Origin of the sequence: Serratia sp. K-E0102 (genome assembly GCF_029962625.1) — a bacterium.
Classification (GTDB): Bacteria; Pseudomonadota; Gammaproteobacteria; order Enterobacterales; family Enterobacteriaceae; genus Serratia; species Serratia sarumanii.
This window is the reverse complement of record NZ_CP124754.1, coordinates 1,792,149-1,808,959: the sequence shown is the minus strand read 5'-3', so window position 1 is coordinate 1,808,959 and position 16,811 is coordinate 1,792,149. Positions and strand designations below refer to the sequence as shown.

11 protein-coding genes are annotated in these 16,811 nt (G+C 58.4%); 4 read left to right on the top strand and 7 right to left on the bottom strand.

All coding sequences use genetic code 11. From position 1 onward, the window contains the following. Positions 1-224 precede the first annotated feature (224 nt). From pncB to SSARUM2_RS08580, 4 genes are all read left to right on the top strand, one after another. Positions 225-1,430, top strand: coding sequence for a nicotinate phosphoribosyltransferase (pncB, locus tag SSARUM2_RS08595; RefSeq protein WP_060418411.1), 1,206 nt, complete (start codon positions 225-227; stop codon positions 1,428-1,430). A 212-nt stretch (positions 1,431-1,642) separates the two neighbouring features. After that, positions 1,643-3,043: an asparagine--tRNA ligase gene (gene asnS, locus SSARUM2_RS08590; protein ID WP_033637870.1), complete on the top strand. Its 1,401-nt coding sequence runs from the start codon at positions 1,643-1,645 to the stop codon at positions 3,041-3,043. A 301-nt stretch (positions 3,044-3,344) separates the two neighbouring features. Beyond that, on the top strand, positions 3,345-4,472 hold the full coding sequence (ompC, locus tag SSARUM2_RS08585; protein ID WP_039566689.1) for a porin OmpC: 1,128 nt from the start codon (positions 3,345-3,347) through the stop codon (positions 4,470-4,472). Positions 4,473-4,716: 244 nt separating this feature from the next. Further along, complete coding sequence (locus SSARUM2_RS08580; RefSeq protein WP_033637868.1) at positions 4,717-5,907, top strand: amino acid aminotransferase; 1,191 nt, start codon at positions 4,717-4,719, stop codon at positions 5,905-5,907. Between the two features lie 76 nt (positions 5,908-5,983). Here the strand turns inward: SSARUM2_RS08580 and SSARUM2_RS08575 are convergent, their stop codons facing one another. The 7 genes from SSARUM2_RS08575 to cmoM form a co-directional block, all read right to left on the bottom strand. Continuing rightward, positions 5,984-6,631 carry an MBL fold metallo-hydrolase gene (locus SSARUM2_RS08575; RefSeq protein ID WP_033646596.1) on the bottom strand — a complete coding sequence of 216 codons (648 nt, stop codon included), beginning with the start codon at positions 6,629-6,631 and terminating at the stop codon, positions 5,984-5,986. A gap of 64 nt (positions 6,632-6,695) precedes the next feature. Next, positions 6,696-7,244 carry a YcbK family protein gene (locus tag SSARUM2_RS08570; RefSeq protein WP_033637866.1) on the bottom strand — a complete coding sequence of 183 codons (549 nt, stop codon included), beginning with the start codon at positions 7,242-7,244 and terminating at the stop codon, positions 6,696-6,698. Positions 7,245-7,424: 180 nt separating this feature from the next. Beyond that, positions 7,425-9,233, bottom strand: coding sequence for a L,D-transpeptidase (gene ldtD / locus SSARUM2_RS08565; RefSeq protein ID WP_049233767.1), 1,809 nt, complete (start codon positions 9,231-9,233; stop codon positions 7,425-7,427). 220 nt (positions 9,234-9,453) lie between these two features. Then, complete coding sequence (gene mukB / locus SSARUM2_RS08560; protein ID WP_033637864.1) at positions 9,454-13,902, bottom strand: chromosome partition protein MukB; 4,449 nt, start codon at positions 13,900-13,902, stop codon at positions 9,454-9,456. Beyond that, positions 13,899-14,627: a chromosome partition protein MukE gene (gene mukE / locus SSARUM2_RS08555; RefSeq protein ID WP_033637863.1), complete on the bottom strand. Its 729-nt coding sequence runs from the start codon at positions 14,625-14,627 to the stop codon at positions 13,899-13,901. The genes mukB and mukE overlap by 4 nt, the downstream gene beginning before the upstream one ends. Then, the gene (mukF, locus tag SSARUM2_RS08550; protein WP_004928228.1) at positions 14,608-15,930 is read right to left on the bottom strand and encodes a chromosome partition protein MukF; all 1,323 of its coding nucleotides are present in this window, start codon (positions 15,928-15,930) and stop codon (positions 14,608-14,610) included. The genes mukE and mukF overlap by 20 nt, the downstream gene beginning before the upstream one ends. Further along, positions 15,927-16,712 (bottom strand): tRNA uridine 5-oxyacetic acid(34) methyltransferase CmoM, encoded by a 786-nt coding sequence (cmoM, locus tag SSARUM2_RS08545; RefSeq protein WP_033646604.1) that lies wholly within the window; start codon positions 16,710-16,712, stop codon positions 15,927-15,929. Before cmoM ends, mukF begins: the two co-directional genes overlap by 4 nt. Positions 16,713-16,811: the final 99 nt, after the last annotated feature.

Below are 16,811 nucleotides of genomic sequence, written 5' to 3'. Positions count from 1 at the left end.
TTTATGACTAATTAGGCTAAGTCATTCACCTTACAGGCATATCTGGCTTTTTTTCCTCCCCGCCGCTATCAGGCCGCCATAAAGGCACGTTTAATCCTCGACCCGCTTTGGTGATTTATGGTGTGATGCAGCTTCAATAACAGGATAATCCGGGTATACTCCACCCCCACTTTTATGATTATCCGGATTTGGACACGCGCCTGACGAGGATGCTGTAACGCGCTATGACTCAATACGCTTCCCCGATTTTGACATCACTGCTTGATACCGATGCTTATAAGCTTCATATGCAGCAAGCAGTGTTCCATCGCTATCCCGCGATCAGCGTGGCGGCGGAATTCCGCTGCCGCGGCGACGAACTGCTGGGCGAATATGCCGACGAGATCCGCGCGCAGGTGGCGTTGATGAGCCGGCTGGCGCTGACCGACGCCGAATTCGCTTATCTTTCGGACCTGCCCTTCTTCCGTCAGGATTACCTGAGCTGGCTGCGAACGTTCCGCTACGATCCGCAGCAGGTCACCATAGACAACCGCGACGGCAAGCTGCAAATCCGCATCGCCGGCCCCTGGCGTGAAGTGATCATGTGGGAAGTGCCGTTGCTGGCGGTGATCAGCGAAGTGGTGCACCGTCGGCGCTCTCCGCTGGCGACGCCGGAACAGGCGGTGGCGCATCTGCAAACCAAGCTGGCTCAGTTCAAGACGCTGGCGGGCGATCTGGATCTTTCGCGCTTCAAGCTGATGGACTTCGGCACCCGTCGCCGTTTCTCTCAGGGCGTGCAACAGGCCATCGTCAGCACCTTGCAGACCGAATTCCCGTACCTGTCGGGCACCAGCAATTACGATCTGGCGCATCAGCTCGGCCTGGCGCCGGTCGGCACTCAGGCGCATGAGTGGTTCCAGGCGCATCAGCAAATAAGCCCGGTGCTGGCCAACAGCCAGCGCGCCGCCTTGCAAGCCTGGTTGGATGAATACCCGGATCAGCTTGGCATCGCGCTCACCGACTGTATCACCATGGATGCCTTCCTGCGCGACTTCGGCCCGCAGTTCGCCGAACGTTATCAGGGGCTGCGCCATGATTCGGGCGATCCCGTCGAGTGGGGTGAAAAGGCCATTGCCCATTATCAAAAGCTGGGCATCGATCCGATGAGCAAAACGCTGGTGTTCTCGGACAACCTGGATCTGGAAAAAGCGCTGGCGCTCTATCGCCATTTCTACCAGCGCATCAATCTCGGCTTCGGCATCGGCACGCGCCTGACCTGCGATATTCCCGGCGTCAAACCGCTGAATATCGTGATCAAGCTGGTCGAGTGCAAAGGCAAGCCGGTGGCCAAGCTCTCCGACAGCCCCGGCAAAACCATTTGCCAGGATCAGGCGTTCGTCAGGGCTCTGCGCAAGGCCTTCGATCTGCCGCTGGTGAAGAAAGCCAGCTGAGCCTTCTATATATAGAGAGAAAGCCGGCCCGGTTCAGGCGCCGGCTTTTTTGTTTTATCCCGACCGCCCTCTTTTCAGCCAGCCACGATAAATGTTGCGCCAATCCGATGATTTCTGCTTGTGCTCTGCACCGCGGCAAGTAACATAGCCATTACCCCCATATTCTTGGGTTGTAAGCTATTTCTAAACCAAATTATTAAAGAGAGAAATCTATGAGCGTAGTGCCTGTAGTCGACGTACTGCAAGGTCGTGCTGCGGTTGACAGTGAAGTCACCGTACGCGGCTGGGTACGTACCCGGAGAGATTCAAAAGCTGGTATCTCCTTCCTGGCCGTCTATGACGGTTCCTGCTTTGATCCGTTACAGGCCGTCGTTAATAATTCTCTGCCGAATTATCAGGATGAAGTGCTGCACCTGACCACCGGTTGCTCAGTTGAAGTTACCGGCAAGGTCGTCGCCTCACCGGGCGAAGGCCAGAGCTTTGAGCTGCAGGCCACCGCGATCAACGTGGTCGGCTGGGTCGACGATCCGGATACTTACCCAATGGCGGCCAAACGCCACAGCATCGAATACCTGCGCGAAGTGGCCCACCTGCGCCCGCGCACCAATCTGATCGGCGCCGTGGCGCGCGTGCGTCATACCCTGGCGCAGGCGATCCACCGCTTCTTCCATGAAAATGGTTATTTCTGGGTGTCCACCCCGCTGATCACCGCCTCCGACACCGAAGGCGCCGGCGAAATGTTCCGCGTGTCCACGCTGGATCTGGAAAACCTGCCGCGCACCGACAAGGGCGCCGTCGATTTCAGCCAGGACTTCTTCGGTAAGGAAGCCTTCCTCACCGTTTCCGGCCAGCTGAACGGCGAAACTTACGCCTGTGCGCTGTCCAAGGTATACACCTTCGGCCCAACCTTCCGTGCCGAAAACTCCAACACCAGCCGCCACCTGGCGGAGTTCTGGATGATCGAGCCGGAAGTGGCCTTCGCGACGCTGGACGATGTCGCCGGCCTGGCCGAAAGCATGCTGAAGTATGTGTTCCAGGCGGTGCTGGATGAACGTGCAGACGATCTGAAATTCTTCGCCGAACGCGTGGATAAAGACGCAATCTCTCGTCTGGAGCGCTTCGTCTCTTCCGATTTCGCCCAGGTGGACTACACCGACGCCATTGAGATCCTGCTGGCCTCTGGCCAAACCTTCGAAAACCCGGTTTCCTGGGGCATCGATCTCTCTTCCGAACATGAACGTTATCTGGCGGAGAAACACTTCCAGGCGCCGGTGGTGGTGAAGAACTACCCGAAAGACATCAAAGCGTTCTATATGCGCATGAACGAAGACGGTAAAACCGTCGCGGCCATGGACGTGCTGGCGCCGGGCATCGGTGAAATCATCGGCGGTTCGCAGCGTGAAGAACGCCTCGACATGCTCGATCAACGTCTGGAAGAGATGGGCCTGAATAAAGAAGACTACTGGTGGTATCGCGATCTGCGTCGTTACGGCACCGTGCCGCATTCCGGTTTCGGCCTGGGTTTTGAACGTTTAATCGCCTATGTCACCGGCGTGCAAAACGTGCGCGATGTGATCCCGTTCCCACGCACACCACGTAACGCAAGCTTCTAATTCATACGATCAAACGTTTTTTAAACGATTTCGTTACAAAACAAAGGCCAGCCTCGCTGGCCTTTCGCATTTTTTAATATTGACGCACATCACAAAGTTCCCGAAAAATTACATTTGGTTACACATACTTTCCTTTTGCAACCTGATTGGGACATTGGTATCATTTTCGTCCTAGATTAACCCGCCTGTGAATGGAACACTGCGTTCAGACACAGGACGACACCAATCTATCAACAATAGTTCCCAAAGAATTATTGGCGGCAGTGGCAAAGGTGTCCGAATAACACCAATGAGGGTAATAATGATGAAGCGCAACATTCTTGCAGTGGTTATCCCGGCTCTGTTGGCTGCTGGTGCAGCAAACGCAGCTGAAATCTACAACAAAGACGGCAACAAGCTGGATCTGTACGGCAAAGTTGACGGTCTGCACTACTTCTCCGACGACAAAGGCAATGACGGCGATCAGACCTATGTTCGTTTCGGCTTCAAAGGTGAAACCCAGATTACTGACCAACTGACCGGTTACGGCCAGTGGGAATACAACGTTCAGTCCAACCACGCCGAATCTCAGGGCACCGAAGGCACCAAAACCCGTCTGGGCTTCGCCGGTCTGAAATTCGCTGACTACGGCTCCTTCGACTACGGCCGTAACTACGGCGTACTGTACGACGTGGAAGGCTGGACCGATATGCTGCCAGAGTTCGGTGGCGATACTTACACCTACTCCGACAACTTCATGACCGGCCGTACCAACGGCGTTGCGACCTATCGTAACAACAACTTCTTCGGTCTGGTTGACGGTCTGAACTTCGCTCTGCAATACCAGGGCAAAAACCAGAACGACGGTCGTAACGTTAAGAAACAAAACGGCGACGGCTGGGGTATCTCCTCTACTTATGACATCGGCGAAGGCGTAAGCTTCGGCGCTGCATACGCTTCTTCCAACCGTACCGACGACCAGAAACTGCGTTCCAACGAGCGTGGCGACAAGGCTGACGCATGGACCGTGGGCGCGAAATACGATGCCAACAACGTTTACCTGGCGGCGATGTACGCAGAAACCCGTAACATGACTCCGTTCGGCGGCGGTAACTTCGGTGCAGGCTGTGCAGCTACCGATGACAAGTGCGGTGGCTTCGCGAGCAAAACTCAGAACTTCGAAGTCACTGCTCAGTACCAGTTCGACTTCGGTCTGCGTCCAGAAGTGTCTTACCTGCAGTCTAAAGGCAAGAACCTGAACGTCCCAGGCGTAAGCTCTGACCAGGATCTGGTTAAATATGTTTCTGTTGGTACCACTTACTACTTCAACAAAAACATGTCCACCTACGTTGATTACAAAATCAACCTGCTGGATGACAACGAGTTCACCAAAGCAACCGGCACCGCTACCGACGATATCGTAGCCGTTGGTCTGGTGTACCAGTTCTAAGTTGTCTCGCTTAACGGCGGTTTACCGTCGGCTAAGTTAAAAAACAGGGCTTCGGCCCTGTTTTTATTTGTGTCTCCCGGTAACGTTTTATCCTGCAGATTTCCCCTTCCCCATCATTTTTTCTGTCGAATCCTTCCCGTTCACAAGATCGCGGTGTTTTTATCGCAAACGGTTGGCAAAGCCGATAACTGGCGCTACCCTGATGCTTCTGTCTGCTTAACTCCGAGATTTGGAAGCACCTGACATGTTTGAAAAAATCACCGCCGCACCCGCCGACCCGATCCTGGGCCTGACCGACATTTTCCGCGCCGACGCCCGCCCGAATAAAATCAATTTAGGGATTGGCGTTTATAAAGACGAAACCGGCAAAACGCCGGTGCTGACCAGCGTAAAAAAAGCTGAACAGTATCTGCTGGAAAACGAGACCACCAAAAACTATCTCGGCATTGAAGGCATCCCGGCGTTCGCCAGCTGCACGCAAGAGCTGCTGTTCGGCAAAGAGAGCCCGATCGTTACCGCGCGGCGCGCGCGTACCGCACAGACGCCCGGCGGCACCGGCGGCCTGCGCGTGGCGGCAGACTTTATCGCCAACCAGACCAGCGCCAAGCGCATCTGGATCAGCAACCCAAGCTGGCCAAACCACAAGAACGTCTTTAGCGCCGTAGGCCTGGAAGTGCTGGAGTACGCCTACTACGACGCCGCCAACCACGCGTTGGACTTTGACGGCCTGCTGAACAGCCTGAAACAGGCACAGGCCGGTGATGTGGTGCTGTTCCACGGCTGCTGCCATAACCCGACAGGTATCGATCCAACGGCGGAACAGTGGGCACAGCTGGCTGAGCTTTCCGTCGCCAATGGCTGGCTGCCGCTGTTCGATTTCGCCTACCAGGGCTTCGCCAACGGTCTGGAAGAAGATGCGCAGGGCCTGCGTATTTTCGCCGCCAAACATCAAGAGCTGATCGTTGCCAGCTCCTACTCGAAAAACTTCGGCCTGTACAATGAGCGCGTCGGCGCTTGCACCATTGTGGCTGCCGATGCCGAAACCGCCGATCGCGCCTTCAGCCAGGTGAAAGCGGCCATTCGCGCCAACTACTCCAACCCGCCGTCACACGGCGCGGCGGTTGTCGCCACCATTCTGGGCAACGATGCGCTGCGCGCGATGTGGGAGCAGGAGCTGACCGACATGCGCCAGCGTATTCACCGCATGCGTCAGCTGTTCGTGAACACCCTGCAGGAGAAAGGCGCGCAGCAGGACTTCAGCTTCATCATCCAACAGAACGGCATGTTCTCGTTCAGCGGCCTGACCAAAGAACAGGTGCTGCGTCTGCGCGAAGAGTTCGGCGTCTACGCCGTGAACTCGGGCCGGGTAAACGTGGCCGGCATGACGCCGGACAACATGGCGCCGCTGTGTGAAGCCATCGTCGCCGTGCTCTAAAGGCATCGACGCAGGTCATAAATCGTAAAAAAGGGCGCTCTATGCGCCCTTGATTATTTCTACCGGGAAATAATCGTTACCACACCGCCGGCTCTTCGCGCAGGAACGGGTTGGTCTGGCGCTCGTGGCCGAAGGTCGACATCGGGCCGTGGCCGGGAATAAAGCGCATGTCGTCGCCCAACGGCAGCAGTTTGGTGCGAATAGAGGCGATCAGCGCCTGATGGTCACCGCGCGGGAAGTCGCTGCGCCCCACGCCGCCGTTAAACAGCACGTCGCCCACCAGCGCCAAACGCGCCTGCTCATTGATAAAGACGATGTGGCCCGGCGTGTGCCCAGGGCAATGCAACACCTTGAGCGTCATCTCGCCCACCTGCATCTCATCGCCTTCCGACAGCCAGCGGGTCGGCGTCAGCGGCGCGCACTCTTCCAGCCCAAACATCCGGCTCTGCGCCGGCAAACCGTCCAGCCAAAACGCGTCTTCTTTATCCGGGCCATAGATTGGCACCTGATAATGGTCCGCCAGCTCCGCCGCCGCGCCGACATGATCCAAATGGCCGTGCGTCAGCAAAATCTGGGTGACCGTCACCCCTTGACGCGCGACTTCCGCTTTGATTTTTTCCGCTTCACCGCCGGGATCGACCAACGCCGCCTGCTGCGTGTTTTCACACCAAATCAGACTGCAGTTCTGGCTAAAGGCGGTAACGGGAATAAGATGGTATTTCATAAGGCTCCAATGACAATAACGCCGTTTCCGCAAGGGGCGGCGTTATTCACTGACGGCACAGCGATTACCAGGTCCGAACCGGGCCGGTATCGATGTGTACGAAGTTGCTACGTGGGTAATATCCTACACCACCGGCGCGCATTTTTAACGCCGCTTTGCGGATATTGCTCAATTGGATACCTTCGATGTGGAAATCCATCGCCTGGCCTTTGGTGTGGTAGCTGTGCTTAGCCACGCCGCGGCTATGCGCACGCAGTTCGTTGTTGGTGTCTACGGAACGGTATCCGGAGATCAGCTGCACCGGCTTGCTGGTGCCCAGCAGCCCCTGCAGACGATAGAGGTGATCAAACAAGCGGGGATCGATCGATTTAACCTTGTTGGCGCGATAATCGCGGAACAGATGATTTAGCCGCACCAACTCTTCTTTATTGTAACCTTTGCCGTCAAAGAACTCGGCTTTAATAGATTCACCGGTATTCAGGTTATTCAACACTAAAATACGCGGTCGAGCGGTGGAAATACTGGCAAACGCTTGCCCTGGAAGCAGCGCTATGCCCATAGCGGCGCCACCTAGCGCCAGCCATTTACGGCGGTGATGATCAATTTTGTCCATGACTCTGTTAAACCCGGCAAGAATGTCAAAATAAATGCACAAAGCAGCGCACTGTCCGAACCATAACCGCCTGCGTATGCTGAGTCAACCCGCGATACGCCTAGGTTTACAGGCCCCCGGCTACGAGGGCCTGCGGTATAGCCAAACATTCTGACCGTTATTTATTTATAATTACTGCATTTACTGCATTAATTTTTTGGCCTGAGCCAAAATTTGTGCGCCCGATCGCACCGTATTATCATAATTGTAAATATCTGTACGGAATTGCGGTTGGCCGTCATCCGAAACCCAGGCGGTCAGATAATACAGTTTTACGGGAATACGCTGGCGAATATTCACATAAGTGGTATTCCCTTCTTTCAGCGTGGAAGACACGCGGCTGTTGTTCCAGCCGGCGTCCTGCAGCAGCATATTCGCCAAATCGGAAGCCTTGTTCACCCGCACGCAGCCGGAGCTGAGCGCGCGGATGTCTTTCTGGAACAGGCTGTGGTTCGGGGTATCGTGCAGGTAGATAGCGTCCGAGCTCGGCATATTGAACTTGAAGCGCCCCAGCGAGTTGGTGGCGCCCGGCGCCTGACGCACGCGATACGGGAAGTTGCGCGCAGAGACCATGCTCCAGTCGATCATCGCCGGGTTGATCACTTCCGCATCGTTGCTCCAGCCCGACAGCACGGTATAGCCGTGTTTCTGGAAGTAGTTACCGTCACGCATCGCCTTCGGCACAATGTCCTCACGCACCAGGGTAGTCGGCACGTTCCACGGCGGATTGACCACCACGTTGTTCAACGCGCTGCTCATCAGCGGCGTCTTGCGGCTCGGCCGCCCGACGATAACGCGGGAAGACAGCACCTCATTGCCGTTCTGGTAGTAGGTCAGCGAATAGTTGGGAATGTTCACCATGATGCCGGTGCCGACATGCCCCGGCAGGATCCGCAGGCGCTGGATATTCAGCGCCAGCAGCGCGGCGCGGGTTTTCGGTGACACGTTGAGCCACTCGCGGGTGCGCACGCCGATCACGCCATCCGCCGTCAGCCCTTGCCATTTCTGGAAGCGCTTGACGCCCTCCACCAGTTCGTCGGTATAGAGGTTATCGCTCACCACGCTGCCAATCTGCGGCGGCGTCTGTTCCGCGGTCAGCTCCGTCACCGGCGCTGCCGATGGGCTGACCGTCACGCGGCTTTTCTCTTCGTCTACCGTCAGCCCGCCGTCGTCGGGCTCATTGATCTTCGCCGAGACCACCGCCGGTTCCGGCTCCGCTTCCGGCGCCGCGGCGGCGAGCATACCGGTGCGCGTCAGGATCTCACGCAGCGCCGGAATATCATTGCTCATTTGGCCTGGACGCAGGCTCGGGCCGCTGCCCACCTGCGGCCAGGGACGATTGTCCGCCAGCATGTCGCGCAGCGCCTGATGCATCTTGGCGTATTGCGGATGCTGCGGCGCGAGCGAATTCACGTAGCTCAGAGTACGCGCCTGGCGCACCGCCAGCTGCCATTGGTTGATCACCGCGGTGGGCGGCAAGCCAAGCTTGTAGGGAATATTGCTGTACAGCCAGTTGTTGCCGTTGGCACCGATGGCGGAGACGAACTGCAAATAGCCCAGCATCGCATCGGACAGCACCGCATCGCGGCCCGCTTCACTGAGCGCCGGATCGGTCAACATCTTCACCCATTGGGTGAACTGCGGCTGCACGCCGGACATCGCCAGCTCGGCCAGCTGCTGCTGAAATTGCTGAACGGCTTCGCGATCCTGCCACATCGGCTGCATGTGATTCGCCGCATACAGCGGCGCCAGCGTGGACAGGTAGTGCAAATCCATGCCGCGCGGCAACGCGGCCAGCAGTTCAGAACGGCTCTGCGCAACGGACATGCCTGCTGATGCCACCGGCAACGCCGGGACGGTGGCCGATGCGGAAAACGACGACACAAGACTACAGGCGATAGCGCCACTCAGCGCCAAACGTCGTAGAGAGTTTCCCTTTTTAAGCAACATCCCTTGCCCCCTGTATGCTCACAAAAAAAACGTCAAAAACTGCATATAGTTTCAGTATACAAACAGAAAGGCCGTTTCGCCCTGCGGGCGCCGAATAACTGTTTATGTGATTAAACTAACCGCTTTTCAACGGATAAAAAAGCAGGACTATCATCCACGCGCACAAAAAAATAGCCACCCTGCGGCGGCTATTTTCGGATTTTTAGGGCGTTTTTCTGCGTTACGGCGTTTCAACCGGCGCAGCACCCAGCGCCGGCGGCTCGCCGGCGAAACCGCGCAGCCCCACCACGTGCACATGCTCGTGGTTCTGGAACACCTTACGCACCAGTTTATAGGTGGTGCCCTTCTCCGGGCTGATGTTTTCCGGTGCTGCGATAATCAGCTGCATCTCCAGACGGTCGCACAGTTCGAACAGCGTAGCGATCGACTTGGCATCCAGACGCGCCGCTTCATCGAGGAACAGCAGGCGGCACGGCGAGATGTCTTTGCCGCGCAGGCGACGGGATTCTTCTTCCCAGCTCTGCACCACCATCACCAGGATTGACATCCCGGTACCGATGGCTTCGCCGGTAGACAACGCGCCGCTTTCCGCACGCAGCCAGCCGTCGGAGCCACGGTATACCTCCACTTCCATCTCCAGGTAGTTGCGGTAGTCCAGCAACTCCTCGCCGATGGTCTGTGGCGTGCGCTGCCCCATGTCGATCTGCGGATTCAGGCGTTGATACAGTTTGGCCAACGCTTCGGAGAAGGTCAGGCGGTTGCTGTTGAACAGATCCTGATGCTGTTCCTGCTGCTCGGAGAGCACGTCCAGCAGAGTGGCGTGCGCTTCGCGCACATTGACGTTCAGCCGCACGCTCTTCACCTGGCCGAAGGAAACGGCCTGCAGCCCCTGGTTCAGCATGCGAATGCGGTTCTGTTCGCGCTGAATGGTTTTGCGAATGATGTTGGCCACGCTTTTCGAACTGATCGCCAGCTTCTGCTCGCGCGCGGTCAGCTCTTCGGTCAGACGGCCCAGCTCGATTTCCATCTGTTCGATGGCCTCGACCGGATCGTCGGTGCGGATGATGTCCTGACGGATGCGCTCGCGCAGGTGCTGGTACACCGCGATATAGAACTGAATCTTACGCTCCGGCCGCTTCGGATCTTCCGACAGGCGCAGCACGTCGCGCAGGTGTTCGTTATCCGCCACCGCCAGACGCAGCGCGCCGAGCGCCTTATCCGACATCGAGCGCAGCTCGTCGCCATCCATATACGCCAGCTCGCGGCGGTGCAGGCGGCGTTCCACGCCGTTGTCTTTCACCAGGCGCATCACCGCGCACCAACCCGCCTTGGCGGTCACCACCTGCTCGCGCAGCTGGTGATAATCGCGTTCCAGCTTGCGCAGCTTCTTCTGCAGGCCGTCCATTTCGGCTTCGCAGAAGGTCAGCTGTTTCTCCAGCTGATTGCGGCGAGCGCGGTTGTTGCTCAGCGCCGCATGCAGTTCGTCGCGACGCGCGCGGGCGCGCGCTTCGGCATTGGCGTCGGCCTGCACGCCGATGTCCACCAGCTCCTGGCTCAGCTCTTTCAGCATGTCGCGCTTGGCGTCGTACGAGCTTTTCAGCGAAGCCAGCACCTGGCTGTACTGGGTGAACTGGGTTTGATACTGGCGCAGCTGCTCACGGGCGCGGGCGCGTTCGGCTTCCGCCTGCTCCAGACGCTGGCGCAGCTTGTCGTTCAGATCGTTGTTGGCATTCTGCATGCCGGCAGAGTCGGTGTAGCTGAAGTGCGCACGACGCTGCACCACTTCAGTGAGCGCGAACGCCTGCTGTTTCGCCTGACGCTGCACGCTTTGCGCCTGCGCGTAATCCTGCTGCAGCTGTTCATGCTGCTGCGGATCGCTCTGCAGCACCGACAGCAGCGGCTCCAGCTTGGCCAGCGACACGCCGTGCTGCTGAATATGACGCGCGGCGTCCTGCGCTTCTTCCAGCTCTTCGCGCATCTCGTCGACGCGGTCCTGCAACGTTTCATCGTTCAGCAACGACACCAGCGGCATCAGGCGGTTGAGCGCGGAAATACCCTCTTTGGCCTGATCGTACTGCTGACGCTGCTGCTGGTTCTGCGCTTCGTGATTGTTCAGCGCGCGTTCGATTTCGCCACGGCGGGCGTTCAGGCCGCGGATCTCCGCTTCCGGGTCGGCGTCGAACGCCACCGCCAGATGGGTGCCGATAAAGCGGCTGAAAGCCTGGTGCGAGCGCTGGGTTTTCTGCACGTCGAACGACAGCGTGGCGTAGCGCTCCGCCAGCGTTTCACGCTCGGCATGCAGCACTTCCAGGCGATTTTCGCGCGCCGCGCGGCCGAACAACGGCACTTCCGGGTAGCGGGAATAACGCCACTGGCGATCGGCGATTTTCACCACCACCGCTTTTTCCTGCTCTTCGACGGCGAATACGCTGTCATCGAACGACTGCGGATCCCCTTCGATCAGGTAAAGATCTTCCGGGCAATCTTCCAGCCCTTCCAGCATCTCGCGCACCAGCGACAGATCCGGCACCACGATGGCGTGGCGCGAAGGGCCGTACAGCGCCGAGAAGTAAGGCGCGTCGTCGATGGTGACGTCATCGTAGATTTCCGACAGCAACACGCCGCCGAAACGTTCGGCCAGCGTGACCAGGCGTTGATCTTCCGCGCCGCCCGGCTGGCTGAGACGTTCGATCTGCGCTTCCACTTCACGTTTGCGGGCCGCCACTTCGTCGCGCTCGACGGTGGTTTCACGCTCGCGCTCCAGCAGCTGCTGCATGTATTCGGTCACCTGCTGGCTGTTTTCCAGCGGCTCTCCGCTCTGATCGCTGAGCTGGCTCAGAGCGTCCTGCGCCGCCAGCCACACCGGCGCGCGCGCCGTCAGCTCACGGATGCGCTGCTGGATCTGCTCCAGCTCCTGGCGCATCTCCATGCGGCGTTCGCCGGCTTCGCTGACGTTCTGCGACAGCGCTTCCAGGCGCTCTTCCAGCTCCTGCTGCAGCATGTCAAGATCGTCCGGCTGGTACTCTTGGCCATGGCGTTTGCAAAACTCTTGCAGCAGGCGCTCGGCGTCCTGCTGCGAGCGCAGGCGCTGTTCCAGTTCGCTCAGGCGCAGGCGCAACGGCTGAACGCGCTCGGCGAGGTGCTGCTGCGAAGGCCAGTCGCGCAGCAATTCGCGCGCGCACTGCCAGGCTTCGCTGCGGCTGACCTGGCCGGCGATTTTACCCACCAACTGATAGGCCTGTTCGAACTGGCCGTGCGCGGCGTCGGCCACGCTCAGCTTCTGTTCCAGCATCAGCAGCGCTTCGGTCGCCTCCTGCTCGCGGGCCTGGAAGGTATCCAGCCACTGTTCGGCGTTATCGGCGGTCAGATCCGGCAGTTGGCACAGCGCGCGTGCGCGCTCCAGCGCCTGCAGCGCCTGCTGATACTGAATGGCGCGGGTCTGCTGCACGTCGAGCGCCTGCTGGTAGTCGGCCAGTTGGCTCTTTAGCTCATCCACTTCCAGCTCGGCCGCTTCGGCGCGCGCTTCATTTTCGGCCTGTTGCTCGCTCGCCTCGGCCACCACTTCGTTCTGCTCTTCCAGACGGTAGGTCAGCTCTTCCAGATCGGCTTCATAGCGCTCGATCTTCTCCTGCTGACGCATCGCCGTCTGCACCAGATTCAGGTGGTCGCTGGCAGCCTGGTAATCGGTTTCCAGATCGGATTCGGCACCGCTCTGTTCGCTCAGCTCGCGCGCCATTTCCACATGGCGATACTGTTCGGCGGCCAGCTGCTTGCGGCTGCCCAACAGATCGCTGCGCAGCGCCAGCGCGCCGTCCAGATGGATGCGGCGTTCGTTGGCGTGGCGCATATAGTCCGCCGCCACATAGGAGGTAGCCTCGGAGATCAAATGCTTGAACAGATCGCGATCCGACTGGGTGACGCGGATCGCTTCCAGCGTCATGCGGTTTTCGCGCAGCGCCGCTTCCATATCCTGGAACGCCTTGCGCACGCCGCTGTTTTCCGGCAGCAGGTAATCGCGCAGCGAGCGGGTGATGGCGCTGGAAATACCGCCGTACAGCGACGCTTCAATCAGACGGTAGAATTTGCTGCGATCGGCGGATGAACGCAGGCGTTTCGGGATCACGCCCAGATCGAACATCAGCGAGTGGTAATCGGTGATGGAGTTGAACTGCTTGAACTGCACGCCCTCCATCTCTTCCACGCGATCCTTCAGTTCCTGCAGCGACAGCACGCGCGCCTGGCGCTCACCCACGGTCTGGGTCAGCAGCTCGGTCGGCTGCACCGCGGTCGGCAGGCCCTGAATGGTGAACGGTTTGATGTCGACCTTGCGATCGCGCCCCGCCACCTGCTGCAGACGCACGCCGACCACCACGCGCTGATGGCGCGAGTTGACGACGTCGAGGGTGGAGTAACACACGCCGGCGCGCAGCTTACCGTGCAGGCCTTTATCGCGCGAACCGCTGGTGGCGCCCGCTTCGGTGGTGTTACGGAAGTGCAGCAGCGTCAGATCGGGGATCAGTGCGGTGACGAAAGCCGCCATGGTGGTGGATTTCCCTGCCCCGTTACCGCCGGACAGCGTGGTCACCAGCTCATCCAGATCAAAGGTGCGGGCAAAGAAGCCGTTCCAGTTAACCAGCGTCAGCGAGCGAAATTTACCGCGTTCAATCATTCCTGTTCATCCTCTGCACCGTCAGGAGCGTTATCAACCTGCTGATCCTCAGCCTCATTCTCATCGTTCAGCGACAGGCTGGTTTCAACCGGCATCGCCTCGCCGTCGCGAATCATGCGCAGCTGCGCTTCACGCGGATCGTCGCCGCTGCGCACGTCGGCGCCGAAGCGGAACACCGCCTCGGTAATGCGGAACTTGCTGCTGTCATTGCCCATGAAGTAGACCATGCCAAGGCGGCGCAGGCGGTTCAGCGAGGTGCGCACCTTTTCGTGCAGCTTCTGCCGATCGAGATCCGAACCGGTGGAGCGCTGATTAACGAACTTCAGCAGCTTGTTCTCATCGGCCAGGCTCAGCAGCTCGTCGTACAGCTCCTGATGGCTGAAAATGCCTTCGTGCGCCAGGCGCTCGGGGCTGAGGTACAGGTAGCACAAGATCTTACCCACCATCATATCCAGCTCGGACAGCACCGAGCGCGGGATCAGCGTGGTAGAGCGCGGGCGCAAATAGAAGAAACCTTCCGGCGCCCGAATCAGCTCGACGCTGTAACGGGTGTAAAATTCTTCCAGCTCATCCTGGAAATCCATTAAAAAGGCATGGTTGTCCAGCTCATCGATACCGATGTGACGACCCGCGCGCAGTTGGCTGTCCAGCGCCGGGAACAGCGAGTTGGACAGTGCCTTGGCCAGCTTGACTGGCATTACTTGTTCAATATTTGTCGATGACATGGGCCTGGACCTTGGCTCCGTAATCATTGATTGCCTGCCATTCCGCCGGCAACCCTGAGAAATCTGCTTCAGCCACACCGAGGCGCACTGCCTGGTCGACCACTAAACGTGCCACGTCGAAATGACGCGCACGCGGATATTGCGCCAGATAATCGCGCATCACCGCTGCAAGGTTGAGCGGCATCTGCTGTTCCTGATACACCTTCAGCGCCTCTTCGATCATCGCCGCCAGCTGTTCGCGAATTTCGCTGAACTCTTCGAACTCCAGATCCGGCGGCAGTTCCCCGGTCACTTCCTCGCTGCGCAACGCCAGTTCTTCGTCGCGCATATCCAGCAGACGATCGGCATTGGCATGGGTCAGCGCCCACGGGTGGTCGAAATAGGTTTGCACCGACTGGCGCAGGCGTTGGGCGAACACGCGGTTTTTATCCATATCGATAGCGGTACGGATAAATTTATGCACGTGGCGATCGTAGCCGATCCACAGGTCAATCGCCTGCTGGCCCCAGCTGATGATGCGATCCAGCTTGCTTTGCAGATCGAACACCAGCTTGTCGACGAAGCCCAGCTCCACGTTGCCGAGGGTGGCGTCCTGGATGCGCAGCAGGTTGGCCTGCAGCTTGTCGCCCGCCGCATCCAGCGTATCCTGCAGCTCGCGCAGGGTGCCCGAGGTTTCCGACAGCAGCATTTCACAGCTGGAGATCGCCGCCCGCCAGTCTTTGCTCAGCAGCGCGGCGATGTCATTTTTCACGCTCTGCTGCTGCTCGTCCATCACGCGTTGGGTCATGTCGATGCTGTCGAAGATTTCCGCCACCGAATATTTCAACGGCGCGAACACGTTGCGGTGCCAATGGAAATCGTCGCCGCCCTCGTCGGCGGCGTCGGCGGCGCGCTTGAGCTCCTGCGCCACGATCGACAGCTGCATCGACAGACGCAGCGTGGAGAATTCGCGTTGGCGAATATAGTAATCGGTAATGCCGATGCCCAGCGGCGTGAGGCGGTAAATCGCGTTACCGTCCGCCAGTTCGCTGGTAAAGCGGTTCAACAGGCGCTGGCGCACCATGTCGTTGATCGCATTGTTGGCGCGCATCGCCACCGTTTCATGCGTCTGTTCAAAACCCTTGCTGACATGGCGAAATGCATCAACCAGCTCACCTTCGCTCATCTCGCCGTCCAGCCGTTCGCCGTTCAGGGTGGCGATGGCGAGCAAAAATGCGAGACGCTCAGTAGGGAGCGAAATAGAGAAATCATTTTTCCGTGCCCAGGCGACCAGTTCGGGTACTGTCTGGGAAAATTCACTCATAGTTCGTCCTTCAGGTTTGGTTTATGCGCCATGACGTGAATATAGCGCCCCAAACTCACGTACGGCTCCTGCCGGCAATAGTGCTGTTCAAGCGCCAGTAACTCTTCAAATTTTTGTGTTTGCAGCTGTCTGCTCTGCAGATAGTCGTGGAACACCCGCACCCCGGTTTTGCCGCTGATGCGCATGCCCAGCTGTTCCAGCCAACCGTAGACCAATAGCGGATCGTGCGGATATTGCGGCGACAGCGAACGCTTGCGGCGCCGCCTGACCTCGGGATCCACCAGTTGGAAATTACCCAACACCACGTTGCGCATCAAGAGGCCGTTGGCGTTGAAAAACATCAGCGACAGCGCGCCGCCCGGCGTCAGGCAGTCATACAACGCCCGCAGCGCCGCTTCGGGCTCGGCAATCCATTCAAGCACTGCATGAAACAATATCAGATCAACCGGCTGTTCCAAATGTTGAGCGATATCCTGCGCAGAACTTTGTACGAATTGCATGTTCTGGCTCACACCTTTCTGCTCCGCCAGCTGCGCGGCGCGCTGGATCATCTCACCAGAAAGATCGCACAACAACACCTGATGTCCTAATTCTGCCAGTTGGCAGGCCATATGGCCTTCACCGCCCCCGGCGTCGAGGATGCGCAGCGGCCGCTGCGGCAACTGCGCCAGCAGCCCGGTCAGATCCTGCCAAACCACCGCCTGGCGGATTTTTCCTTTCGTGGTGCCGTAAATATTACGCGCAAATTTTTCAGCAATATCGTCAAAATTGCGATCCTGCATGGACAACGGCTCCGCTGATCTCATTCTTGTCGGCGGCAAAGAGCACGCCCATTCAAACCTGCTATTTTGGCACAGACTGGCTTAGAATGTATCTTCTTG